Source organism: Vibrio sp. 1249-1 (assembly GCF_033340495.1).
On the sequence record NZ_JAWOWJ010000003.1, the window covers coordinates 155,132 to 178,182 of the forward strand.

Genomic DNA, 23,051 nt, shown 5'->3' on the forward strand with positions numbered 1-23,051 from the left:
GACTTCACTTAATGCTTTTGAGTAGAAGTCGCGAAACTTCCTTTTTGAATTTCAATTACATGGTATGAATAACAATGGCACCAACGATAAATACTCGAGTGAATCAATTCTGTTTTGGTCAACCCAAAACGTCGCTGTCGTTGGAAAAAGAGCCCCTCAATCCGCTTGCTCAGGGCAAGGTTCGGGTGAGACTCGAAGCTACAAACATTAACCCAAGTGACTTGCTTTCCATTCATGGTGTTGGGCAATACCGCCGCGTTCACGTACCACCTCGCGTGCCGGGATTTGAAGCGGTTGGGCGTGTGGTGGAAGTCAGTGCTGTCGGTCACGCTGGCCTTCAAGTTGGGCAAAAAGTGTTGGTGGCGATGAGTGGTACTTGGCAATACTACATCGATGCTTCGCCCGAGAATCTTTTTCCGCTACCTGAAAGTTTGGATAACGGCTATGCCTGCCAGTTGTACATCAACGCGCTAACCGCGTGGGTGATCACTACTAAAGTGGCTAAGTTGAACAAAAGTGATGTGGTGATCATCAATGCGGCAGGGTCAGCGATCGGTAAGATATTTGCCCAGCTCGCCCATTCACTGGGTTTTGCACTGATTGCTGTGACCTCAAAGCGAGACGAGTATCCGTACGATACCATTCCAGTGTTGGACGCGAAGAAAGACTTACAAGCGCAGCTGCAAACGCGCCAACTGCCACAACCAACGGTCGCTCTGGACGCGATAGGTGGTGAGGCTGGCACGGATCTTATTCGTACCTTGAAAGAAAACGGCCAATACATCAACTACGGAACATTGTCGTTAACGCCTTATACGCCTGAGTTTTTTGAATCGATGAAGGCCAACAACATCGACTTTAGTACATTCTTTTTGCGGTATTGGGAAGAATCGGTAGGTAAAGGCGGGAGAAAGACGGTGTTCGCTGAAATGTTAGAACATTTTATTAGCAGCGACATAAAGTTAAACGTTGCATATTATCTGCCGTTAGAGGACTTTCAAACAGCGATTGAAATGGTTGAGCGACGCTCGTCAGCAGTGTCAGGAAAAATCATTTTGACGCTGTGAATTACAGTGAGCCTGTTGAGAAAAGGGAGGATAAAATCCTCCCTTTTTTATGGGTTTACTTGTAATGATTGGGCTATTTTAGATGGAAGATTTGCTCTGTTTCGAGCGATGTCATCGCACGTACTTGACGCCAAATGTAATAAAAAATACCGAACATCATCAACATACTTGGGATGGCAATCATTGGGTAACTGTACAGCGTCATTTTCCCTAACTCTTCGTTAAAGGCAGCAGTACCAGAAGGGCTAGTCACAATCCAAGTCGCAAGGAAGTAGTTCATTGCAGATGAGAACGCAAAAGTACTTGCAAACAGGTAGTTAGAAGACATAAGGCAACGTTCGAACGCATCGGTTTTACCATTTTCTTTTAAACGTTGGTTAATCAACGCGAGATTCAACACTGTGTCATTCAGTACTAACTTCTGCATCAGTGGGTAGCGGGTAAACGTTGAACCCAAAACCGCTAAACCGATCAGGCCAGGAATCAGGGCTTCTTTTAGTGCTAACCAGCGTGTATCAAGCTCTAACAAGCCGATGCCACCAGTTAGTAGAACACTGATAAAGCCCAGAGCAGAAATAAAGTTAAATTTCTTGTTACGGACAAGGTCCATACCGCCATAAATGATAGGAAATAGCAAAGCGACAACCAGCGCCATTGCTGTCCCTAGATGCTCATCGCCACTAAACTTCATCAAAATGAAGGAAGGGATAAATACGTTGAAAAGGATTTCAAATAAGGGATTCGGCTTTTTCGCCGTCGTGTTACTCATAATGTTTTACTGACTCTACTCTATGTCGGCTGTTATTGTACTTTGACAAGAAGTGTTCATCTAGTCGCGCTTGATGTAAAGCGTTAAAGCGTCGAGTTGTGTAACGACTTATGAAATAGACCGGAGCATAGCCAGTTAGTTTACATGGTTGACTACTTTTTGTGTCTTAATGACTCTCCTTCTGTGCGATGATCTGATTACGCGCTCTGAATAATCGAGTCGCCACTGTGTTGTGGTTGAGCCTCAAGGCTTGGGCAATTTCATCATGATTCAACCCAGCGACTAAGCTCAAGAGCAACGGTTCTCGGTATTTGGGTTCGAGAATCATCATTTGTTTTTGAAGCCAATCTTGGGCCATGTCGTAGTCACTGCCAGGGTAGGTTTTTGTCTGTATTGCACACTCATCAATGTCGACAAAATCATACTGTTTTCTATCAAAGCGCCGAGCATTCTCACGACGCAAAATAGTAATGAGCCAAGACTTCGCGGCGTTGGGGTCATTTAATTTATCAAAGAATCGCCACGCTTTCAGAAAGGTTTCTTGCGCTAAATCTTGAGCAAGGTGGTGATCTTTGCATAACCAATACGCGAGACGGTAGATCTCTTGGTATCGCTCTTTCGTCAGTGCTTCGTAACGTTTACGTTTTTCCATAGCATTAAGATAAAAAGTTTGGAGAGCACGTTGTGTCTGCCAGATGAACGACAACCCTTTTATCGCTTTTACAGTGATAAAAAGGGTTGTTCGATTAGGAAGATAAATTCGAAGAGTTAACCTTCGAAATATCGAAGGGTGGCTCTGATTACTTTCTTACACGCTTAAAATGGTTGGTTGGAAAAACGTGAGTACTGGATGGCATCTGCGACTTCCTGAGCTTTAGACTCTGAAGTCATAAGGTGAAGTAGCTTAAGAGCAGCTTGATAGCTAACTAGGCTACCGTTCGAAGTGATAACGCCATCATCAATGACAAAATTCTGGTCGACTTGTACTTTGACTGCTGGGTAATCTCTTTGAAAGCCGTTTTCACCTCCGGCCCAAGTTGTTGCTTTTTTGCCGTTTAAAAGGCCAGCTTCGGCTAACAAATACGCGCCAGAGCAATTACTTGCCATCCAATCTGCCGCCTTTGAGGTAGTTTTAATAAAGTGAATGAGATCTTTATTTTCGATTAGTGCATCCATGTCATAGCTGGATGTTAAAACCAGTACGTCGAGTTCCGGCAGATCACCAATCCAAGCATCCACACCAATTTTTAATCCTTCTTCAGTGGTGATGGTTTTCTGATCGGAGACGGAAATGGTGAGCACGTCATAATCGCTAAACCAAGTGAGACGACTTGCGACGCCAAAAACCTCTAAAGGCGCAGTAACATCAGAGGTCAGTACGCCATCGTAAACTAGAATACCAATTCGTTTATCTTCGGCATGTGCTGTTTGAAGCACCCCAAAGAATAGGACTAGTGTTGCTATCAATAGTTGTAGTGCATTCTTCAATCCGTTTTTACCCATGGTTTTTTCCTCGCTAACAGAGCATCAAGTTATTGAGGTTCATTATATTTAGGCTAATTAGTGATTGAAGAGCCACTTGGTCTTTACTAAAGTGAATAAAATTCATGAATAGAGTTCATTGGTTATATGGATAAGATACGGTCCCTACGATTTTTTATTGCCACTTTAGATGGCGGTAGTTTTGCTGCGGCTGCCAAAGTGTATGGCACTGACCCTTCGACCGTGAGCAAAGCCATACATCGTCTCGAAAGCGATTTGGGTATACAGCTTTTTCAACGTTCTACGCGACAGAGCCGCCTGACAGAAGCTGGTCGTCGGTACGCAAATACTGCTAGGTTTGTACTGGAAGAGCTGGCGGCATGTGAGGATTCATTAAAAAGTCACAATGATGCACTTTCAGGGCAGCTTAAGATTAATGTGCCTGTCTCGTACGGTCGCCTCTATATTCGTCCTTTGTTAAAAGAGTTTTGCCGCCGCTACCCTAACATCACTATCGATATTCATTACGATGACGCCTACGTTGATATTATTGAGCAAGGTATTGATGTGTCGATTCGCTCTGGTGTCGCTCACGATAGTCAATTGATTGTGCGTCAGCTCAGCCCTATCGATTTTATCATTTGTGCCAGTCAGGATTACTTAGCGCGCCATGGTGTTCCGAGTAGCCCGGATGTATTCAATGACCATTCTTGGGTTCGTTTTCGTTTTAAACAAACGGGGAAACTGTTGCCGATTCGGATGCCAGAACCAGACGGTGCGAGTGAATATGACCCCGAAAGAAACTATATTGTAAATGACGGTGAATCCATGGCAGAGCTTTGCGCAGAAGGCTTAGGATTAACTCAGATTCCTCATTTTATCGCGAGAGACTGGCTTAAAGCGGGGCGTTTAGTGCCGATATTTCCGAGCATGCGCCAAGCAGGAAATGGCGTGTATCTTCTCTATGCCAACCGGGAATATGTGCCTGCACGAGTTAGGGTGTTCATCGATTTTATCACTCAAGCAATACAGGATATGGATGAAACGCCATTCCATACTTGGGCTGAAACGTTGCCGATTTATCGACCGAACCAAGGTGATTGAAAACTTCATGTGAGTCTTTGGTTAAAAACCCCTAAGCTATATGGTGCTTTTATTGGTTTTTGTTAGTTTATTGGGCGTTATTATCGAAAAGCGCAGTTTGCTCTTCGTCACTCATAAAGGAAAGACAATGCCAACTAAGATCTTAGTGCCTGCTTTGGCCCTACTTCTCAGCGCATGTGGCGGCGATGGGGAGTCGTCAGCCCCAGCAGAAAGCGGCTCACAAAACACAGGTTCCACATCGTCACAAGGCACATTTGCCGAGCAGATGCTTGCAGCGGTCAACAGCGCCCGCTCTACTACACAACAGTGTGGCGCAACCACCATGCCACCTGTTGGGGCCCTGACTTGGAGCTACGATTTGGAAAGCGCCGCTTATCGACATTCAAGCGATATGGCGAACAGCGATTTCATGAGCCACACAGGCTCTGATGGCAGCAAAATGTCAGATCGAGTTAACGCAACGGGTTATGCTTGGAGCGCCATTGGTGAGAATGTCGCCGTAGGGCAAAGCAGCATTAACGCCGTCATTAATGCTTGGTTATCGAGTGAAGGTCACTGCCTTAATATCATGAGTGCGGATTTTGATCAGATGGGCGCGTCGCTTGTCGAAAATCACTCTGCACGCTACGGATATTACTGGACTCAGGTTTTTGCCAAACAGCGCTAATGCGATAAAGAAGCCTGATAGATAAAATAAAACGCCAGCAGTCACTATCTGCTGGCGTTTTATTATTTACATCTCTTTTAGCTTGTCAGGTTACGAAGTTTTGGGTCATCCGCCAGGTATTCAACAAATTCAATCTCAAAACCGGCAGGGTCAACAAAATACACATTTTTGCGGTAAGGTTCATCAGCACCAGGTTGGGCAATCGGATAACCTGCATCGGTTAGTCTTTTGATGATTGCATCGACGTTGTTGGTCACATAAGCAAAATGCGCTAGCCCAACTTGGTGCCCGCTCAACTCGCGGTTTTCTCCTTCGCCATGGTCACTCATGGCTATGTATTGATACTCGTCGCCAAAATGTAGCCAGTTTCTTGGTTTGCCACTCCATTCGCCTTTACCTTCATCACGCACGTACCAATGTGGAAATGCAGTTTGGTAAAACTTCAGCATTTCAGGGATATCTTTCACGACTAAGTTAATATGTTCTAGTTGGATCATGATGTGCTCCTTTTTGTCATTTTCTAGCCAACGATGAATATGCTAAAACCTCAAGTAAAGTTGAGGTAAAGGGCTTTTTTAAAATTTTTAGGGTTGATATCTTTGGATCTGGATACATTGAGAGATTCGGTGGGTTTGGTGCTTTGAATCTGAGAGCTGGGTTAGGGGCTTGCAACCTTGTTTCACCTTTTGTTTGTTCGTGTTCTTGCTAATCATTTTCGATCGAGTTTGTGGTGAGTAGATTCCCAGCCTCACCTAGGTTCGCGGGAATGACGGAAAGAGAGTGCTAAACGAAGAGCGTCATTCTGAAAGAGCCTAAGCGAGTATTCAGAATCTACTTTCAGTGTGTTGTTATGTTGCGTTGTGAATTGAACTATCCGCGAGCACAGAACCAGTTCCTCCCTTTTGAGCTCTGCGTGTTGAGAGCTTCGGAGTTTGATACAAGGGGAGGTTAGGTGGGGTTGCTGGTTGAATGTTGGGTAAGGTGCTTGCAACCTTGTTTCACCTTTTGTTTGTTCGTGCTACTCATTTTCGATCGAGTTTACGGTGAGTAGATTCCGAGTCTCACCTAGGTTCGCGGGAATGACGGGGAGAGAACGCTAAACGAACAGCGTCATTCTGAAGGAGCCTAAGCGAGTATTCAGAATCTATTCGCAGCGCGTTGTGATGCTGGTGGAGTGAACTGAATTATCCGTGATTGTAGAGCCATTCCCTCCAGTTTGAACTCGGAGCGCTGAGAGATTTGCTTACACCTCTCCCCAAACCAAAAAAGCCAGCAGTTAATATCTGCTGGCAAAGTCTTTGGGCTTCTAGTTTTTTGATTTTATTTCTTGTTACTCATCGCTGTCACGGTGCCCCGATTGGTTTTCCGGGGAAGAAAACACAGCACCGTGCGCTTTGTGTCCAAGAAATTTGGAGATTAACCTTGCTTACGGATTAGGTAGTCAAATGCGCCTAAGCTTGCTTTTGCACCTTCACCCATCGCAATGATGATCTGTTTGTAAGGAACGGTTGTTGCGTCACCCGCTGCGAACACACCTTCTAGGCTAGTATCGCCACGGCTACCGACTTCAATCTCACCGCGCTCAGATAGGGCTACTTCTGAATCTTTTAGCCATTCTGTGTTTGGTACTAGACCGATTTGAACAAAGATACCTGACAGTTCAATCTCTTTGATTTCGTCTGTGTTGCGGTCTTTGTACTTCAAGCTTGTTACGCGAGTACCGTCACCCACCACTTCTGTTGTTTGCGCCATCGTGATGATGTCTACGTTTGGTAGTGAGTTCGCTTTGTCGATAAGCACTTGGTCTGCGCGAAGTACGTCTGCGAATTCAAGAACCGTTACGTGTTCTACGATACCAGCAAGGTCGATAGCTGCTTCGATGCCTGAGTTACCACCGCCGATAACCGCAGTTTTCTTGCCTTTGAACAGTGGACCGTCACAATGTGGGCAGTACGCGACACCTTTGTTGCGGTACTCTTGCTCTCCCGGAACGTTCATTTCACGCCAGCGTGCACCTGGGCTTAAGATGACACTCTTACTCTTCAGCGTTGCGCCGCTTTCAAGTTGGATGTGAATCAAACCATCTTCTGTGTGTGCTGCACCCATTAGCTTCTCAGCTTGTTGCTCAGTCACGACGTCTACATCGTATTCTTTTAGGTGTTCTGCTAGGTCAGTTGCCAGTTTTGGACCTTCAGTACGTTTTACCGAAATGAAGTTCTCAATTGCCATGGTGTCCATAACCTGACCACCAAAGCGTTTAGCAACAACACCAGTGCGAATACCTTTACGAGCAGCATAAAGAGCAGCTGCGCTACCACCAGGGCCACCGCCGACAACAAGTACGTCGTATGGGTCTTTTTCGCTTAGTGCTTTCGCCGCTTTCTCGCTCGCGCCGTCATCCACTTTGTTTAGGATTTCAGTCAGAGACATACGGCCTTGACCGAATAGCTCACCGTTCACGAATACACTTGGTACTGCCATGATGTCGCGTTGTTTCACTTCATCTTGGAACAAACCACCGTCGATCATGGTTGCTTTTACTTTCGGGTTGATCGCCGCCATCATGTTGAACGCTTGAACCACGTCCGGACAGTTTTGACACGACAGTGAAATGAAGATTTCTACGTCTAGATCTTTGTCTAGTGCTGCGATTTGCTCAATCACTTCTGGTTCTAGTTTGATTGGGTGACCGCCAGAGTGAAGCAGTGCCAATACTAGAGAGGTAAATTCGTGACCCATTGGCAAGCCTGCAAAGCGTAGTGCTGTGCCTTTAGCTGGGTTAGTTACCGCCATCACTGGTTTACGTGCGCTTGCGTTGTCGTCACGTTCAACGGTGATTAGGTCGCTCATCTCTGCGATTTGGTTCGCTAGAGACAAAATGTCATTCGATGCTTTGCTTTCATCTAGACTAACCACTAAACGAACTTCTTCTTTTACATTAGCCAGATATTGTTTGAGTTGTTGTTGGATCGCTTGGTCTAACATAGTTGTTACTACCTTAATTAAATAGTTACCAATCAAAACAAGTATGTGTTCATTGTTGCTAGCTAAAATCGTTGATAACTGCGTTATAGATTTTGTAGTTAGAGTAACTAGCTATCGAAAATCTATGCCTGGTTCTAAACGATTTTTTCTACGCAATTACTGCACACCTACTTATTCAGATAGGTAATAAAAAGTGGTTACTGTAGATAAAACCTGAGGGGGAGAGAGCAAATCAGGCAGAAGGTCGTCAAGGTATCTAACCTGAAGTGCTCTCTAATTCAGTTCTAATCAGAAAAAGGAAATCGGAACTGATTAGAACTTAAATTTCAGTGGCTTAGATTTTGCCAACTAGGTCTAGTGATGGAGCTAGTGTCTCTTCACCTTCTTTCCATTTAGCTGGGCAAACTTCGCCTGGGTGCGCTGCTACGTATTGAGCTGCTTTCACTTTGCGTAGTAGGTCTTCTGCGTCACGACCGATACCTTCAGCAGTGATTTCCATTGCTTGGATAGTACCTTCTGGGTCGATTAGGAACGTTGCACGGTCTGCAAGACCTTGACCTTCACGCATCACACCGAAGTTGTTTGTGATGTTGCCTGTTTGGTCGCCAAGCATGTAGTACTGAATCTTACCGATTGTGTCTGAGCTGTCGTGCCATGCTTTGTGAGTGAAGTGTGTGTCAGTTGATACTGAGTAAACTTCTACGCCACGTTTTTGTAGCTCTTCGTAGTGGTCTGCTAGGTCGCCCAGTTCTGTTGGACATACAAACGTAAAGTCTGCTGGGTAGAAGAAGAATACTGCCCATTTACCTAGGACGTCTTGTTCTGTTACTTCAACGAATTCGCCGTTTTTGTACGCTGTAGCTGCAAATGGTTTGATTTGAGTATTAATCATAATTTACTTTCCTTTGAATGTTTTAAGCTGAGCTGTTGTTGCTTTCGGAAAGTATATTCTCATCGGAGTGTGTTTAAGGAAAATCGCTTGTAACTATCCTATTGATAGCCATTTCCTATTTCACTTGATAGGCATATCCGATGTAAGTGGGTTTGCATTGATAGGTTTTATTGAAGATGAAGGCGGATTAGCAATAGAGAATACTGATGATGACCTTAAGTGGATGTTCTGAACAAGATCGAAAGAGCCTGCATCTCGGCAGGCTCTTTCTAATAGGAAGTGGTGAAGCGGATGCTTCTATCTTGTTAGCTCAGGTTGTCGAGCACTTTGCCACACAACTTCTTCAGCATGATCATTTCATCTAGCTCTAAGGTGATTTTACACATCATGGCGTTTGGCACCGACTTAGCTTGCTCTTTAAGGGCACGACCTTGCTCTGTTAGGTTGAGTACGCGAACGCGCTCATCGGTTTCACTGCGACCACGCTCTACATAGCCTTTTGCTTCTAAGCGTTTAAGCAGCGGTGTGAGTGTGCCTGAGTCCAAATGCAGTTGTGACCCCAATTCTTTTACGCTGGCACCGTCTTTCTCCCACAGCACCATCATCACTAAGTACTGCGAATAAGTCAAATCAAGCTCGTCCAACAACGGGCGGTACGCTCGGATCACTGCATTTGCTGCGCTGTAGAGCGGGAAGCAAACTTGGTTTTCGAGTAAGAGTTTATCGTCGTTGGTCATGGTGTTGTCGGTGTAACACTGGCTCATTGGCGCTGCCTACCTGCTCATAGAGAAAGAGAGTCATAAAATAAATTGTGCACAATATAGTTGCAAACGATCTTTACTTCGATATAAGATTGCAAGCAATTAAATTGTGCGCAACTTAAATTAAGAAGGACACTCGCATGACTACTCTATACAAAACTCAAGCTACCGCTTTGGCTGGTCGTAATGGTCAAGTAAAAACAGATGACGGTCTTCTCGATCTAGAGCTGTCATACCCGAAGGAAATGGGCGGCACAGGCGCAGCAACTAACCCAGAACAGCTTTTTGCAGCGGGCTATTCAGCGTGTTTTTCTAACGCGATTTTGCACGTAGCACGTGAAGGTAAAGTAAACCTGAAAAGCGCTCCTGTAACGGCAGAAGTGGGCATCGGTCCGAACGATAACGGCGGCTTTGCACTAACAGTGAGCCTAGCCGTAGAGCTAGACATGCCACAAGAACAAGCGCTAGAACTAACGCGCATTGCACACCAAGTTTGCCCATACTCAAACGCAGTTCGTGGCAACATTGATGTGGTAGTAACGGTAAACGGCGAAGCAATTTAAGCGGTTCTTATCACTGCACAAAGACAAGAAAGCCTGCAAGTACGCAGGCTTTTTCTATATTTGAAGTAGGAGTCTAAATTCAAACTTAATTTGGTTTGTTCGAAATGCACAGGTATAGTTGGCAAGATTAGGTCAAAATCTAAACGAAAAATAGAATGTGATTAGCACTTTCTATTGATTCAAATATTTCGGTCAAACCTGCAGTATAGTTCGGCTGGATTCGCTTGTTGTTACACCAGCGAGGTTGCCGATAGGAGTCATGTGATGAGCACTGAAACGGTAAGTTATCTAAAAAAGAATGCTGCGAAGCTTGAACTGGATGAGCCAATGACGATTACGCAAAATGGTAAGCCTATTTATGTCGTTGAGTCTTATGAAGAACGTCAGAAGCGTGATGAAGCCATTGCTTTAATGAAGTTTGTTAGCTTTGCTCAAAATGATGTTGCGAATGAACGTGTAAAGTCATCAGAAGATATGAAGAGCACGTTAGCAGCACTCAAAGATTGAGTTTGATACGAGCATGGAAGCAAAAGTTCTCTATACACAAACCTTTGAAAATACGGCTATTCAGAGTATTAACTATTTATCGAACTGGAGCGCTCGCAACGATGTGATTGATAGATTAATTGCGGTTCAGCAGAGGTTTGAACACAACGTTTTGAATAACCCGTCTATCTATCCCCCTTGTTATGAACTGACAACAATCGGTGTTTACGACATCCGGCAATTTAGCTTTGATGGATTCAAGCTGCTTTACCGAATTGGTGACAAAAATACTATCTATGCTCTAGTGATTCTGAGTGACAAACAAAACCTACAAAACGCATTGATTGACCACTGCATCATGTTCAAATGATTCTATGAGAGACCGCATTAACGCGGTCTCTTTTGCTTTCTGGCTCTAGTGTATTAACGCGACTCTAGCGGGTAAGAGCGGTAGCTCCACATACCGTAGGTACGCAGTGCATCGCGGTAGATACCAAGCAATTCGCCATCGCTGGCTTTGGCTAAGTCTTTCAGTGGCTTGTCTGGATAGCTCACTGTGTCAAAAGTGATGTCTTGCGGGCCAGTTTGCCAGCTTGCGATTTCAAACAAGGTTTGACCACGGCGCACATGGCTCGCTGAGCTGATGATGGTCGCGTGCTTGATGTTATGACGTGCCAATGCGTAGCTGCTGAATAGGGCGTTACCTACCGTGCTGGTGGCGTAGTTTTCTTCAATGATGCGATCTTTGCTGATGCCTTTTTCAATCAGCCAATCTGCCATTAATTTGCCTTCGGTTTTGTGGTTCTTCGGTACACCACCCGTCAACACGATCAACGCGTCTGGGTTTGCTTTCGCCATTGCTAGCGTGGTTTCCAGACGCTCAACCAAGATTTGATGCATTGAACCATCTGGGTTCAGCGCGTATCCCAACGTGACTATAGCGCCTTTGTCATCCAGTTTGCCTTTATCGGCTTTCTCTTTTAGTGGCGTTGCAAGTACGCGGTCTACGGTGTCGAAGATGCGTTGGATATCTGCCGCTTTACCTGCATTGAGCTTCATGAGCGTCGCCATGTGTTTCGCTGATTCTGCTTGGTTGCCCTCAAAGCGTTGCCATACCGCTAAGTAAGCGTGCAAATCCACATCGTCTGGTGCGACAGAAAGAGCTTGTTCAAACAGTTCAATCGCGCGGTCTGCATTCTTGTTGTAGATCTGTGCGTTTGCCGCAGAAATCAGTAGGTCAGTGCGGTACGGCTCAAGTTTGTAGGCTTCTAGTAAGCGGTCGGTAACAATCTCCATGTTGCTCGGCATTTTGGCGGTAAAACCCGCATGCGAGATACGCGCAGGGGATTTGAATGCTTGTACCGCGTCATTCAGCAGTTGGTCGACAACCTGACGTTTGGTGACGATCTGTGAGTAGTCGGCGGAAGATTGGATAGCAGCATCGTTAGCCGCGATAGAGTATGGGGCAGCAGTCAGCGCAATTACGCTACCAAGAGCAATGGCAAGTAAGTTCTTCTTCATGGAATGTCCTAGAGGTGCTGTAGTACCTAGTTTTTATTGTGCCTAGCGTTGTAGGTCGAACGGGGTCGATGGAGTTTTTTTCAGTCTAGGTTCGCTTCATGAATAATCTGTGAAATGAATCCCAACTCAGTCGAGCGAATGAACGCGCGTAGTCAAAACGCGAAGTAGGATCACGAAAATAAAAAGGTATTCGTTCGTATTCTAAGTAATTGGATTAAAAGATAAACAGCGTTTAGAAGAAGGGATTTAAGCGACCAGAGTAAGAAATGAAAAAGCCTGCAACGATGCAGGCTTTTGGTTTATTTGATCGCGGTGCAGAAGCTAACGTCTGCATGGTGCGTTTGTGGGTCGAAGCTGTGGTAAAGCTCGAAGCAAGGACGGTCGTCGTTCTCAATACCGGATTCAATTACCTTGCTCATGACATCATCCCATGCTTTTGAGTATTGGCTCGGGTCAGTAATGTGCTGGCGCATCACCGCATATTGACCACCGGGGAAGTCTTGCAGCTCAATGCCTTTTGGAACTTCCGTATCTTCTGGCACCATCAAGCAGATATCAGTGCGACACTTCTCGTCTGGCGTGATTTCTGGATTGTCATGGTAGATGAAGATGCAGGTATTGCCTGCCAAACCTTTCATTCCTGCCCATTGATACAAGCGACCTGATGGCTCCTCATAGCCTTGGCCGTAAGGGCCGTTTACGCGAATGTAAGCCAGTTTTGCTTTTTCAAAGTTTTGCGTTTCCATTGTCATGCTCCATTTGGTGAGTTCAGAGCCAGTATATGAATCGCTTGGTGTTACTTCGTTTCCATTCTTGCGCAACGTGTGTCCAATCTTGCTGTTTCGTGCTAATTCAGAAAACTGCTGGTAGTTTTCGCAGTCGCGAAAGGCCGTAGGTGTAACGCCATAATGTTGCTTGAAGGCTTTGGCTAAGCTCTGTGAGCTAGAAAATCCGTACTCTAAGGCAATGTTTAATACCGGTTGCTTGGATTTGAATAAGTCATCGGCGGCGGCTTCTAGACGCAAACGTCGAATGAAATCAGCCAATGTCTCGCCTTGCACGGCTTTGAAGGTGCGATGAAAGTGATAAGGAGAAAGGTTCGCCAGCGCGGCCACTTCTGGCAGATTGAGTGGTTCATTAAAGTGTTGTTCTAAATAACGAATCACAGGAACCAGTCGTTGGTGGTAGTCGACGCGCATCGGGGGATTTCCTTGTTCTGTTCAGCTTGTTTTCTCTGCTCAAAGCCTACCGCAATCCAACAAGCTTGCAAGGGAGCAGCGTGAGAAATGCGTGGCGAGATGAGCGTCAATCAGTCACACTCAACGAGCAGATGTTTAAGCAAAAACGTTGCGCCCATTATCTTTACTAACCGCTAGGACAATCATGATAGCTTGGAAACAGTCTCTGCCAGAGTACGAATGGCTCATTCATCAAGTTTGGTACTTGGAAGTGCCAGAGGGTGAAGTCATTGACCCCAAGCCGCACCTTATCCCAAACCCGCGTGCTCACTTACTCTTTACGCCACCAGAGCAAGGCTACAGCTACGACACGGGACACACAAAGCTTGCTGGCAAAGGCTGCCACTTGTTAATGGCTAACGAACATTTACTGTTGTTGGAAGATACGGCTCCCATCAAGCGTATTGGTATCACCTTTCGCCCAGAGGGTTTTTATGCCATTGAATCACGGTTTAGTGATGCATCCCAAGTTAGTGCAATTAACCAATGCGAATGGTTTGATTGGCTTAACGCGGCGTTTGATGAGCGCTTTCAACAAGGCTTATGGCAGTTAGAGTTGCAAGGTTCATCGCAATGTTTGCTGAACTACATCAAACAACATTTAGATGCGTTAGATATCGAACCTTGCCGTACCAAACCGTTTTTGGCGTCACAAAAAGCGGTATCCGTGATGGACGCTCAAGCGCTACGTTCACCTGAGTTAGCGATGGATATTGATGAGATAGCCAAACAGTGCGCCTGTTCTCGCAGAACGCTTGAGCGCAGTTTCAAACAAGTGGTGGGGTTGAGCGTTAAGCAGTATCAACAAATGGCGCGTCTGGAGCAGATGATTTTGACTCTCTACAAGCAACAAGAAGCGATTGATTGGGCGAGTTTCTCACAACAATTTGGTTTCAGTGACCAATCGCATTTGATTCGTACCCTCAAACATCAGCTAAGAAAAACACCGAGCAAATACCTGAAAAAACGTGACTTAACCATCGATATCTATGGCGATTTTGAGTCGTAATACATTGCTAATCAGCCCGAAAGTTGTCGCAAAAATCCAATTTTTCTCTTATCCGCTGGGCTACTATTTTCAGCAGATAACGAGGTAACACATGTCATATCAAAAACTAAAACAAGGCGAAGCCATTCCATTTAATGAATCGTTGACTATCCAACTGATTCAAGGCTCTGATCTACAAGATATTATCGAGATGCTGAACGACGATAAGGTCAATCAGTATCTGTTCTTCGCACCTGCTGATAACAACCTGTATGAAGGCTTCTTTGGCCCTATTATTGAAAATACGGCACAAGCGATTAAAGACGGTGTTTGGTCAGATAGCCCAACGTTCGTGATTCGTGACCAGCAAGGTCAGTACATGGGAATGTGTGCGGTGACCGCAGTGATGTTCTTAACTGGCAACTACGAAGTGGGTTATCAGTTACCTACTTGCGCATGGGGCAAAGGCGTCGCGACTCGCGCTTGCCAAATGATGACCGAGATTGGATTTACTGAGTTAAACGCCCATAAAGTCAGTGCCGATTGCTACGCTTCTAATGCTGGTTCTTACAAGACGTTAGAGAAAAATGGTTTTACTCAAGAAGGCCGTCAGAAAGACTACTATAAACTAGAGCAAGGCTTTGACGACAAGCTCTACTACGGTATGACCGCAGAGCAATTCGCGTCTTTAAATCGCTAATAATTAGCCGACAAAAAAGTAGCTAACAACAACGTAGCGAACAAAAAAGGCCGTTAACCCACATGCTCGGGTTAACGGCCTTTTCTATATTCAGCGCTAAATGGCTAAGACTTAGTTGCCTTGGTTTTGGCTTTGAAGCTTCTCTTTTGCTTCTTCAACCTTTGAGAAATCCAATCCCAACTCGTCTACGGCTTCTTTGATTAGCGCAGGGTTTTGCATCACTTGCGCCATCAGCATTTGTAGCTTGTCTTGTGGCAAACCTAGTTGGCTGATTGTTGCCATTGCCGCTAGAGGGTTTTGCGTCAGAGTCTGAAAAATCTCGTTGATTTGCTCATCGCTGATGTTGTTCTCTTTCAGCAAGGCGATAATTGGGTTCATCATATTTCCTTTCAATCAGTGTATGACTTGGTTGCCAGTATTTGTTCTAGTAGAATAATTGGGGCTCCCGCTCAACATTTCAATACCCCGTTAGCTCCATGTAACCAGTCCCGGAATGAGAGCCATCAATACGCACTGGACCTTCCCAATAAGGCACAGAAAGTGGCATTTTCGCATTCGGGTTGAGTGCAGAAACCATAAGTTCGATTTGCTGGTTAGGAATCGACACTTGCCACTCGGTTGGATACTTTCGCCCTTGGATTTCGGTTTGCTTGGTTGCCTCTAACTGAATGTCTTTTTGTGGGATAGCAAGGCCGGAACCATCTTGCTGCATCAGCCTTGCGCTGGAGTAGCTGGCTGCTCCAGTTTTGGAATCACGCAATTGGAACACCACCAAGCTGGTTTCGCCACTCAATCTTAAGGCAAACCAGTCCCAGCCTTGTTGTGAGTCGAGTAAGAATTGCGAGCTCCACTCTCGGTCTATCCAGCCTTTGCCGGATACTTGATGGGTTTTGCCGTCGATCGTGACTTCACCGGAGACATCAATAAACGGTTGGCTGTAGTAATACGAAGCCACCTGACCATCGGCGCTTTTGGTGCTGTACCCTTGCTCGCCTTGCTTTTGATAAGGTGCGCTGCTGGTAAGGGTCAGCGCATAGCCAAACTGTTCGGAGTTCGCCTTCAATGTTGCAGGGAAGAGGTCGTTGGTTGAAGAGGTCCACTGCCAATCATCGAGATAAACTCGAAATGGTGAAGTGTCGACGCCAGCGAGGGATGTTTGATCGCGCGACCATTTTTCATCGGCGTAGTGTTTGTCCGCGGTCGTGACTGCGCTGTGCGCCATGTAGATTTGTTGAGCTTGCCACTCGGTTTTCTTCACGTCATCTTCGTCCTTTGGCGGCGCAGCAGCAAAGCGAAATTGTGTCCACTGGACGCCAAGTGGGTTGCCGTTTGCATCGATTAAGTTAGCGGTTAAGTACCACCATTCATGACGAAAATCCGGGTGTGCTTGATGATCGGTAGGAAAGGTGAGTTCAACCCCTTTTTCTACGGGTGTGAATAGGTTGCTCTCGCTTTGCATATCTCCACTGCCCAGCAAAGTGCCCATATTTTGTTGTTGGGGATCTTCACAACCGAACAGGAACAGACTGCTCATGAATAGAGTAAGTGTGCTTGCTAATCGAACCATCACAACACCTCGCTTTGCAAACTGGATACGACAGGCTTGCTGACCAATCGCCACAGCGGAATCAAGGTTGCAATCACCGCCACCAAGATGGTGATCGCCGCAATACTGAGGGCGTCACTCCAATTCCACAGATAATTTAAGCTCCAACCAAAAGCGCGTAAGGTGACGATGTCTGTCAGCACATAACCCACCATGGCTCCGAGGGGCAGGGCGACAACCAGAGTAAAACTGACTAAAGCGACGATCTGCCCGACCACCATGGTCATTAATTTACGACGGCTGACGCCAAGTGCATACAGCCTTGCAATGGCGGCTTTGCGCGCGTCGAGCAACATAAAACAAGCACTGAACAAACCAATCACCGCGACCATCAACGTCACGCCGTTGAGTGCGCGTGTAATGGCGAAGGTCTGCGAGAAAATATCCAACGCGATGGATTTGATTTGCGCCTGGTCGTAGAGTTGACTCGGATGCAGATTCAATTGCTCGCGCAGTTGCTCGTAGACGATTTGTGGGTCCCCTGAGACTTTAATGCCAAGGCTTGTTGGCAGGTCGGTAAAGCCACTCTCTTGCCATAACTTTGGTGCTAATAAGACTTCACCGTTAGGTGAGCCGTAATCATGGAATACCGCACCCACAAGGAGGTTCTTATTTGGAACGGCATCAAGCGTGAGCTCGCTACCCAGAGATAAACCCAGTTTGACCGCGGTTGGTTCACTGATAGCGACCAACTCACCTTGGTAAAAGCGTGACCAGAAGTTCTCCAAACGCGATTTGAACACCATTGTTTGCTCTAAGGTGTCTTTGTCTTTGGTGCCAAGCAAAATCGGTAAGCCTTGCAGGTTATCGTCGACGTAGTATTGCTTGTAGACGGTCTCAACATTGTCAAACTGTCCTAATGCGCGCTCTACATCTGCGATTTCCCCTTGCGCAGGGCTGACGTAAATATCGGCGTGTAACCTTTGTTCTAACCACTGCTTTAGGGTGGATTCAAAGCTACCAACTAGCTTGTTCATCCCCATATTGGCAGTAACGGCGAGTAGCAGTGCCATCATGGCGAGAGAAAGCGGAGAAATCAGCTCACGCAGCTCAGCAAACAGATACTGCATCAAACCGGAATTGGTGCGCTTCTCACACCAATTGGCTAAGACGCTGAGTGTTTTGGGTAGGTACAAAGGAATCGACACTACAAGCACGCCGAGCCACGCCATGGTGAAGCGGTGATGCTCACTCAGCCATAACCCTGCGAGTGCGAGAGTCGTCAACGCAGCACCTATCACGAACAATTGGTTTTCGTTAGAGGCTTCAGGCGCTTGATAAAACCCGCCATGAGAGGAAAGCGGTTGGCGCACTCGCTGTTTAAAGTGCTGCCAACACGCCAACAGGGTTGCGGTTAACGTGAGCAGCAGCGCTTGCGCCCACCATTGCCACTGCCAAGTTCCGGGCAGAAGTGTCGCGCCATAAAGTTGTTCTAGAGTCAGTGCCACGGTCGGATGTAGCCAATGGCTAAGCTGCATGCCCAATACAAAACCGAGGGAAGCGCCGATGGTAACGAGAACAGTGAGTTCAACTAACAGCGCAGAGAGCACAATGCTCGGCGCAACGCCCGCCTGTTGAATCTGCACTAACAGCCGATTGCGTTTAAGCAAGCTGTACTTAACGCCGTTGTAAGCAATGAACAGCCCGACTAAAAACGCGAGTAAGCTCATTGCGGTGAGATTGAGGTGAAAGCTGTCGGTCAGTGAGCCAAGGTCTGTGCTTTGATTATTGGAAATCCATTGTCCTTGCTCGCCAATGATGCTTTGCCAATTTGCTTGCGTGTCTTTATTCCCTTTATCACCCGAATGGAAAACCGCAATGTAACTGAGCTGCCCTTTTTTATTGAGCAGTTGCTGGGCAAAGCCAATGTCCATCAACATTCGGCTACCTAACTGCCATTCGTCAGGCAACACCACCACTTGGGTTGGAATGTCGTCCAGAGTTAGGGTTTCTACCTCTCCTAAGTTTTGATGTTGAGATTGGCTCATCATCACGATTGGCTTGCCAGCTAAAAGCTCAGGTAGAGGCAAAGCACTGTCGAACAAAGACACGTTCTGTTGGTTATCTGATGACTTTTGCTTGTTATCCGTTGAGTAGCGCGAACGTGAAGAGATGGCAGCAATTAACTCGCTACCTTGTACTGACCAACGACGACCTTGTTCGTCTCTCACTCGCCCTTCGATTACAGGTAGTGCTGCACTGAGCCCGTTTTGTCTAAGGGTGAAATAAAGAGACTCGGGCAGATAGTTTTGCCCTGCTGGTGGAATAATTAAGTTCTGAGCTTGTGCGCTAAGCTGCTCGGTAGATTCCGCATAACTTCGTTTGGCATTGAGGTTGATGGCTTGCACCGCAACAAATAAGGTCACAGCCAACACGATACCGATCAGAATCGCGGCGGCTTGCAGTGGTGCTTGTCGATAATGTGCCGCAAACAGATCCAGGGCGAGTCGAGTATGCGTGAATCTGGTGGTTGATAGCTTAGCTTGCTTCATGGCGAAGCTCATGTTTGTTTACTTGATGACTGTTCTGTAGCTGACTGTTATCCAATCGCAGCCGTGCTTTCATAAATTCAGCGCATTCATGGCTGTGTGTTACCAATAGCACCGCCGTATTGCCCTGGGTGGTGATTTCACTGAGCAGTTTCATCACTTCCAAGCCTGCTTTTTGGTCGAGGTTACCTGTGGGTTCATCAGCAAGTAGCAGTTTAGGTTTGTGTGCTAAAGCACGTGCGATAGCGACTCGTTGCTGTTGACCGCCGGAAAGGGCAGAAACATGTCTGTCGAGAAGTTGGCTGATGCCTAGAGTCTCGACCAAATAATCGCACCAGTCGTTCCATTTCTTTTGATTCAAATGCAGAGGGAAGGCGATGTTTTGCTGCACGTTGAGCGGCGTTAATAGATTGAATTGCTGGAAGATAACACCGAGTTTTTGGTGTCGAAATCGGCTCCATTGTGGGTCTTTCCAAGCCGCCGTGTTATCGCCATCTAACCACAACTCACCATCGGAAAGCGGCTCAAAGCCAGCGATGACATTGAGCAAAGTACTTTTGCCGCTGCCACTTGCGCCCGTCAGCGCAACACTCGCTCCTGTGTTCAACGTGAAGTCGACGCCTTCCAACACGCGATGTGTCTCTTTGCCATCAACAAAGCTTTTGCTGGCGTGTTTGAGTGTGACAAGTGGGCTTTCCATTTCCTCTCCCTGTATTCAAAAGGTGTCGTTTCTTTTGGCAATCACTATTGCAGTTATGTCTCTAGAAACTTTAGACAACAATCAGATAAAAACAGCGATTTACATCGAGTTTAGGGTCTGTTGACCTTTCGAGCTGATTTTTGCAGCGAATTGTTGGGTGTTTGTGCAAGGCAGAAGCTTTGATGTGTAGTTAGCCTACATGAAAAAGCTGATAACGCAGGAGAAATGACCAACAAACGCTGCCCAAAGGGTTCGGCTAAAATCGTTCTATGCTTTGTTAAGGAGTATTTACTTAGAATGCTAGGCTACACACTCCTTGCCTCGCCTAAAACGATTTTATCTCGAACAAAACTTAATCTCGAAAGATAAACAGACCCTACTTTGTACTGAAAATAAGAGGGAAGAGATTAAATGAGGAAGGGATATGACAGGCATTAAAAAAGCCCGAGTCAAACTCGAGCTTTCAAAGATATTCAGCGTGGTCAGCTTACACGTAGTACGCTTCAACTTCGCCTTTAAGTTTGATTAGCATTGGGTTACCGAAACGGTCTTTTGCTTTAGGAGAAGCAATTTTCACCCAACCTTCGCTCACGCAGTATTCTTCTACGTCTGTGCGCTCTTGGCCGTTGATACGAATACCGATTTGGTGCTCGAAGCATTCTTTGATGAAGAATGGGCTACGTGGGTTACCCGCTAGGCGATCTGGTAGAGCTGGTTTAGCTGTGTCTGTCATTTTGTGTGACCTAAATTCCGTAAAAAGTGCGCTATTGTAGTCAGTGCACTGTATGTGTTCAAGATATGTTGAGAGTGGATGCGTTGTTTAACTTTCAAGTACCGCCTATAACCCCTTTAAATACTGCGCGTTGGCTGTTGGTTGAATCATGGCATTCAGCGTTTGGACGGCTTGTTCACTGTGATCTTCAAGTAGAGCTAAGAACGCGTCAATCAACTCAGGTTTGCTTGCTGAGACTTTTGTTTCGGTCTGGATATCACACAGATCGATCAACACATCGGTAAACAATTGCGGCAGATCGTGCAGCACTTGCAGGTTTAAGATGTTGTGCTCGCTGTAGATTGAATTGTGGCTGCCTTTTTGTTTTTGCACCAAGTAAGGATTGTCTTTTAAGTTGATGATAGACGTGCGTTTATCACAGCGTTTCAAACAACTTTTGTTGACCTTCACCTTACGGCATCCTTCGGTTTGTTGAAACAAACATTGGCGGCTCGTGAGTAGAGTGTTCGGGTGATAAATGCTGTAGAAGCTGCGCATGTTTTTCGGACGCTTTATGTGACGCACCTGCTTCATATTCAGCTCGTTAGAAACAAACGCGCCACTTGCCGCGAACTCGTCTTGAAGGCATTTAAACGCGTATGAGTTCACCGTGTTCAGTTGTGGGCCTGCCACCCAGCCTAAGCCGAGCTCTTTTGCGATCATGCCGACACCTGAGTTGTTGGTGATCAACAACTCAGGTTGGATGGTTTCCAAAAATACGCGCGCGGCGTGGTAGTCTTCGCCAATCAAAATGGCTGGGAACCAAGGTTTGAGCATTGGGTTGGCTTGGAACAATTCAATCATCGCGCTCAGTTCACCAGACAATCCCATTGGCAATTGATAGTAAACATCAACGTCGTGGTATTCGCACAGCATGGCTTCTTGTGCTGACGAGATCAGAACCGATAATTTTGGCGCACCTTGGCGAGGTTCTGGTTGAGGTAACGTTGGCAGAGTTGGCACATCAATCGACCCTTTCAAGCTGCTGCCGGATACTTGTGTTGAAGTGACATCGAACGACTTAGTTTGCTCTGCCACTTTCTCAATGATCGCGGTTTTGTCATCGTAGAGTTTCTTTTTCACCGCTTGTACATCATCAGCAGACTGGCATTGGTAAACCTTCGAAAAATGCTTTACAGCATGGTCGCGCGGGTTGTCGATGTACATCGCCTTGCCGAAATCACCTTGCAAAAATGCGTTGGAGAAATCACGGTTGAACACTGTGTATAACTCTGTGGTGTCTTCAGAGAGTTCCAAACCCTCGCACAAGCGATCAATCTGTTTACGCCAGTTATCGACCACGGTGTACACGTAGTGGGATTTCTTAATGCGGCCTTCCACTTTCAACGAATACACACCCGCATCAGCAAGCGCTTCCAAGTCCCCAAAGGCGGAGTTGTCTTTCATATTGAGTGGGTAGTTGTTGCCTGTTTTGGTCGTTTCGTACTGTTCGCGACAAGGTTGGCTACAGCGTCCACGGTTACCTGATGCGCCATTGCGAGCGGAACTGATGTAGCAAATTCCGGAGAATCCGATGCAGTATGAGCCGTGGACAAACACTTCCATCATTACGTTGTACTCGCGACCAAATTGCGCCAGATGTTTTATCTCACTGATGTTAAGTTCGCGAGATAAGTTTACTCGGCTTGCGGTGAGCTGGTTGAGAAAGAGGATTTGGCCTTCGTTATGCGTGTTCAGTTGCGTTGAAGCGTGCACATCCAAATCGGGAAAGTGATGTTTGAGAATGTAGGCCAGACCGAGATCTTGTACGATCACGCCATCGATTTTGGTGGTGTTCAGTTGGCTGAGCAAGCGAACAATCGCTGGAATTTCACTTTCTAAAATCAGCACATTCAACGTTAGGAAAATCTTACAGCTGTGCTGATGGGCCAACGTTAACACGCCATTTAAGTTATCTAAAGTGAGGTTGGTCGCTCGGTTACGAGCATTGAAGCGGTCGAGCCCACAGTAAATTGCATCGGCGCCAGCGGCAATGGCGGCTTTGATGGAATCTAAATCACCACCGGGTGCTAATAACTCAAATTGATCGCGTGTCACTACTTTTCTCTTTCTTACTAAAATAGGCTGCAAATGTTACGTATTTCACGCTTTTGATGCTCAGCTAGTTAACGCTTTATTAATCTGAATCAATTAATCCGTGTTACACGGTCGACTCTTGAGTGGGTAGAGTGCAATTCGCGATAGCGGAATTTGACTTCTATAGTTTTCCTACACTTGGTTTTTCTATATCTAGTTTTCGA

General features: G+C 46.2%; 23 protein-coding genes. 8 read left to right on the forward strand and 15 right to left on the reverse strand.

Annotated elements, in window-relative coordinates; genetic code table 11:
* Positions 1-74 precede the first annotated feature (74 nt).
* Complete coding sequence (locus tag R7Z50_RS07475) at positions 75-1,067, forward strand: zinc-dependent alcohol dehydrogenase family protein (protein WP_206959519.1); 993 nt, start codon at positions 75-77, stop codon at positions 1,065-1,067.
* Positions 1,068-1,140: 73 nt separating this feature from the next.
* On the opposite strand, the gene R7Z50_RS07480 is transcribed toward R7Z50_RS07475, so the two are convergent.
* The 3 genes from R7Z50_RS07480 to R7Z50_RS07490 form a co-directional block, all read right to left on the reverse strand.
* Positions 1,141-1,836 (reverse strand): VC0807 family protein, encoded by a 696-nt coding sequence (locus R7Z50_RS07480; RefSeq protein WP_005383527.1) that lies wholly within the window; start codon positions 1,834-1,836, stop codon positions 1,141-1,143.
* Between the two features lie 166 nt (positions 1,837-2,002).
* Entirely contained in the window at positions 2,003-2,533 is a 531-nt protein-coding gene (locus tag R7Z50_RS07485) for a sigma-70 family RNA polymerase sigma factor (RefSeq protein ID WP_254901941.1), read from the reverse strand.
* Between the two features lie 119 nt (positions 2,534-2,652).
* Positions 2,653-3,339 (reverse strand): DJ-1/PfpI family protein, encoded by a 687-nt coding sequence (locus R7Z50_RS07490; RefSeq protein ID WP_064355013.1) that lies wholly within the window; start codon positions 3,337-3,339, stop codon positions 2,653-2,655.
* A 126-nt stretch (positions 3,340-3,465) separates the two neighbouring features.
* Here R7Z50_RS07490 and R7Z50_RS07495 point away from each other — a divergent pair, with 126 nt between their 5' ends.
* Complete coding sequence (locus R7Z50_RS07495; RefSeq protein ID WP_065275550.1) at positions 3,466-4,422, forward strand: LysR family transcriptional regulator; 957 nt, start codon at positions 3,466-3,468, stop codon at positions 4,420-4,422.
* 127 nt (positions 4,423-4,549) lie between these two features.
* A complete protein-coding gene (locus R7Z50_RS07500; RefSeq protein ID WP_017634523.1) occupies positions 4,550-5,089 on the forward strand; it encodes a CAP domain-containing protein in 540 nt (179 codons plus the stop codon).
* A gap of 77 nt (positions 5,090-5,166) precedes the next feature.
* Here the strand turns inward: R7Z50_RS07500 and R7Z50_RS07505 are convergent, their stop codons facing one another.
* The 4 genes from R7Z50_RS07505 to R7Z50_RS07520 form a co-directional block, all read right to left on the reverse strand.
* Positions 5,167-5,586, reverse strand: a complete 420-nt coding sequence (locus R7Z50_RS07505) for a VOC family protein (RefSeq protein WP_005374615.1) — start codon at positions 5,584-5,586, stop codon at positions 5,167-5,169.
* Positions 5,587-6,505: 919 nt separating this feature from the next.
* Positions 6,506-8,074: an alkyl hydroperoxide reductase subunit F gene (ahpF, locus tag R7Z50_RS07510; protein WP_005374617.1), complete on the reverse strand. Its 1,569-nt coding sequence runs from the start codon at positions 8,072-8,074 to the stop codon at positions 6,506-6,508.
* Between the two features lie 334 nt (positions 8,075-8,408).
* On the reverse strand, positions 8,409-8,966 hold the full coding sequence (ahpC, locus tag R7Z50_RS07515) for an alkyl hydroperoxide reductase subunit C (RefSeq protein ID WP_005374632.1): 558 nt from the start codon (positions 8,964-8,966) through the stop codon (positions 8,409-8,411).
* Between the two features lie 305 nt (positions 8,967-9,271).
* Positions 9,272-9,730, reverse strand: a complete 459-nt coding sequence (locus tag R7Z50_RS07520) for a MarR family winged helix-turn-helix transcriptional regulator (protein WP_064369557.1) — start codon at positions 9,728-9,730, stop codon at positions 9,272-9,274.
* A gap of 137 nt (positions 9,731-9,867) precedes the next feature.
* Between R7Z50_RS07520 and R7Z50_RS07525 the strand changes: the two genes are divergently transcribed.
* From R7Z50_RS07525 to R7Z50_RS07535, 3 genes are all read left to right on the forward strand, one after another.
* A complete protein-coding gene (locus R7Z50_RS07525) occupies positions 9,868-10,290 on the forward strand; it encodes an organic hydroperoxide resistance protein (RefSeq protein ID WP_064369558.1) in 423 nt (140 codons plus the stop codon).
* Positions 10,291-10,554: 264 nt separating this feature from the next.
* Entirely contained in the window at positions 10,555-10,797 is a 243-nt protein-coding gene (locus R7Z50_RS07530; RefSeq protein WP_005383516.1) for a type II toxin-antitoxin system Phd/YefM family antitoxin, read from the forward strand.
* A gap of 13 nt (positions 10,798-10,810) precedes the next feature.
* Positions 10,811-11,146: a type II toxin-antitoxin system RelE/ParE family toxin gene (locus R7Z50_RS07535; protein ID WP_020195558.1), complete on the forward strand. Its 336-nt coding sequence runs from the start codon at positions 10,811-10,813 to the stop codon at positions 11,144-11,146.
* Between the two features lie 53 nt (positions 11,147-11,199).
* Here the strand turns inward: R7Z50_RS07535 and R7Z50_RS07540 are convergent, their stop codons facing one another.
* Positions 11,200-12,297, reverse strand: a complete 1,098-nt coding sequence (locus R7Z50_RS07540; protein WP_104980250.1) for a YdcF family protein — start codon at positions 12,295-12,297, stop codon at positions 11,200-11,202.
* A gap of 299 nt (positions 12,298-12,596) precedes the next feature.
* Positions 12,597-13,496 (reverse strand): AraC family transcriptional regulator, encoded by a 900-nt coding sequence (locus tag R7Z50_RS07545; protein ID WP_009706616.1) that lies wholly within the window; start codon positions 13,494-13,496, stop codon positions 12,597-12,599.
* A gap of 184 nt (positions 13,497-13,680) precedes the next feature.
* Between R7Z50_RS07545 and R7Z50_RS07550 the strand changes: the two genes are divergently transcribed.
* Positions 13,681-14,544 carry a helix-turn-helix domain-containing protein gene (locus tag R7Z50_RS07550; RefSeq protein ID WP_017820079.1) on the forward strand — a complete coding sequence of 288 codons (864 nt, stop codon included), beginning with the start codon at positions 13,681-13,683 and terminating at the stop codon, positions 14,542-14,544.
* Between the two features lie 91 nt (positions 14,545-14,635).
* Entirely contained in the window at positions 14,636-15,223 is a 588-nt protein-coding gene (locus R7Z50_RS07555) for a GNAT family N-acetyltransferase (protein ID WP_017820080.1), read from the forward strand.
* A gap of 111 nt (positions 15,224-15,334) precedes the next feature.
* On the opposite strand, the gene R7Z50_RS07560 is transcribed toward R7Z50_RS07555, so the two are convergent.
* From R7Z50_RS07560 to R7Z50_RS07585, 6 genes are all read right to left on the reverse strand, one after another.
* Positions 15,335-15,601, reverse strand: coding sequence for a DUF2999 family protein (locus R7Z50_RS07560; protein WP_004746427.1), 267 nt, complete (start codon positions 15,599-15,601; stop codon positions 15,335-15,337).
* Between the two features lie 79 nt (positions 15,602-15,680).
* Positions 15,681-16,790 carry a lipocalin-like domain-containing protein gene (locus R7Z50_RS07565; protein ID WP_047102443.1) on the reverse strand — a complete coding sequence of 370 codons (1,110 nt, stop codon included), beginning with the start codon at positions 16,788-16,790 and terminating at the stop codon, positions 15,681-15,683.
* Complete coding sequence (locus tag R7Z50_RS07570; RefSeq protein ID WP_062730887.1) at positions 16,790-19,321, reverse strand: ABC transporter permease; 2,532 nt, start codon at positions 19,319-19,321, stop codon at positions 16,790-16,792. The genes R7Z50_RS07565 and R7Z50_RS07570 overlap by 1 nt, the downstream gene beginning before the upstream one ends.
* Complete coding sequence (locus R7Z50_RS07575; RefSeq protein WP_250654535.1) at positions 19,308-20,018, reverse strand: ABC transporter ATP-binding protein; 711 nt, start codon at positions 20,016-20,018, stop codon at positions 19,308-19,310. Before R7Z50_RS07575 ends, R7Z50_RS07570 begins: the two co-directional genes overlap by 14 nt.
* Before the next feature lie 487 nt (positions 20,019-20,505).
* Positions 20,506-20,751 (reverse strand): DUF3297 family protein, encoded by a 246-nt coding sequence (locus R7Z50_RS07580; RefSeq protein WP_025768686.1) that lies wholly within the window; start codon positions 20,749-20,751, stop codon positions 20,506-20,508.
* A gap of 105 nt (positions 20,752-20,856) precedes the next feature.
* The gene (locus R7Z50_RS07585) at positions 20,857-22,848 is read right to left on the reverse strand and encodes a U32 family peptidase (RefSeq protein WP_318148985.1); all 1,992 of its coding nucleotides are present in this window, start codon (positions 22,846-22,848) and stop codon (positions 20,857-20,859) included.
* Between the last annotated feature and the right edge of the window lie 203 nt (positions 22,849-23,051).

Coding starts and splice junctions, on each gene's coding strand:
- R7Z50_RS07475 (WP_206959519.1), top strand. CDS start 75: ATGGCACCAACGATAAATACTCGAGTGAATCAATTCTGTTTTGGTCAA.
- R7Z50_RS07480 (WP_005383527.1), bottom strand. CDS start 1,836: ATGAGTAACACGACGGCGAAAAAGCCGAATCCCTTATTTGAAATCCTT.
- R7Z50_RS07490 (WP_064355013.1), bottom strand. CDS start 3,339: ATGGGTAAAAACGGATTGAAGAATGCACTACAACTATTGATAGCAACA.
- R7Z50_RS07495 (WP_065275550.1), top strand. CDS start 3,466: ATGGATAAGATACGGTCCCTACGATTTTTTATTGCCACTTTAGATGGC.
- R7Z50_RS07500 (WP_017634523.1), top strand. CDS start 4,550: ATGCCAACTAAGATCTTAGTGCCTGCTTTGGCCCTACTTCTCAGCGCA.
- R7Z50_RS07505 (WP_005374615.1), bottom strand. CDS start 5,586: ATGATCCAACTAGAACATATTAACTTAGTCGTGAAAGATATCCCTGAA.
- ahpF (WP_005374617.1), bottom strand. CDS start 8,074: ATGTTAGACCAAGCGATCCAACAACAACTCAAACAATATCTGGCTAAT.
- ahpC (WP_005374632.1), bottom strand. CDS start 8,966: ATGATTAATACTCAAATCAAACCATTTGCAGCTACAGCGTACAAAAAC.
- R7Z50_RS07520 (WP_064369557.1), bottom strand. CDS start 9,730: ATGAGCCAGTGTTACACCGACAACACCATGACCAACGACGATAAACTC.
- R7Z50_RS07525 (WP_064369558.1), top strand. CDS start 9,868: ATGACTACTCTATACAAAACTCAAGCTACCGCTTTGGCTGGTCGTAAT.
- R7Z50_RS07530 (WP_005383516.1), top strand. CDS start 10,555: ATGAGCACTGAAACGGTAAGTTATCTAAAAAAGAATGCTGCGAAGCTT.
- R7Z50_RS07535 (WP_020195558.1), top strand. CDS start 10,811: ATGGAAGCAAAAGTTCTCTATACACAAACCTTTGAAAATACGGCTATT.
- R7Z50_RS07540 (WP_104980250.1), bottom strand. CDS start 12,297: ATGAAGAAGAACTTACTTGCCATTGCTCTTGGTAGCGTAATTGCGCTG.
- R7Z50_RS07545 (WP_009706616.1), bottom strand. CDS start 13,496: ATGCGCGTCGACTACCACCAACGACTGGTTCCTGTGATTCGTTATTTA.
- R7Z50_RS07550 (WP_017820079.1), top strand. CDS start 13,681: ATGATAGCTTGGAAACAGTCTCTGCCAGAGTACGAATGGCTCATTCAT.
- R7Z50_RS07555 (WP_017820080.1), top strand. CDS start 14,636: ATGTCATATCAAAAACTAAAACAAGGCGAAGCCATTCCATTTAATGAA.
- R7Z50_RS07560 (WP_004746427.1), bottom strand. CDS start 15,601: ATGAACCCAATTATCGCCTTGCTGAAAGAGAACAACATCAGCGATGAG.
- R7Z50_RS07565 (WP_047102443.1), bottom strand. CDS start 16,790: ATGGTTCGATTAGCAAGCACACTTACTCTATTCATGAGCAGTCTGTTC.
- R7Z50_RS07570 (WP_062730887.1), bottom strand. CDS start 19,321: ATGAAGCAAGCTAAGCTATCAACCACCAGATTCACGCATACTCGACTC.
- R7Z50_RS07575 (WP_250654535.1), bottom strand. CDS start 20,018: ATGGAAAGCCCACTTGTCACACTCAAACACGCCAGCAAAAGCTTTGTT.
- R7Z50_RS07580 (WP_025768686.1), bottom strand. CDS start 20,751: ATGACAGACACAGCTAAACCAGCTCTACCAGATCGCCTAGCGGGTAAC.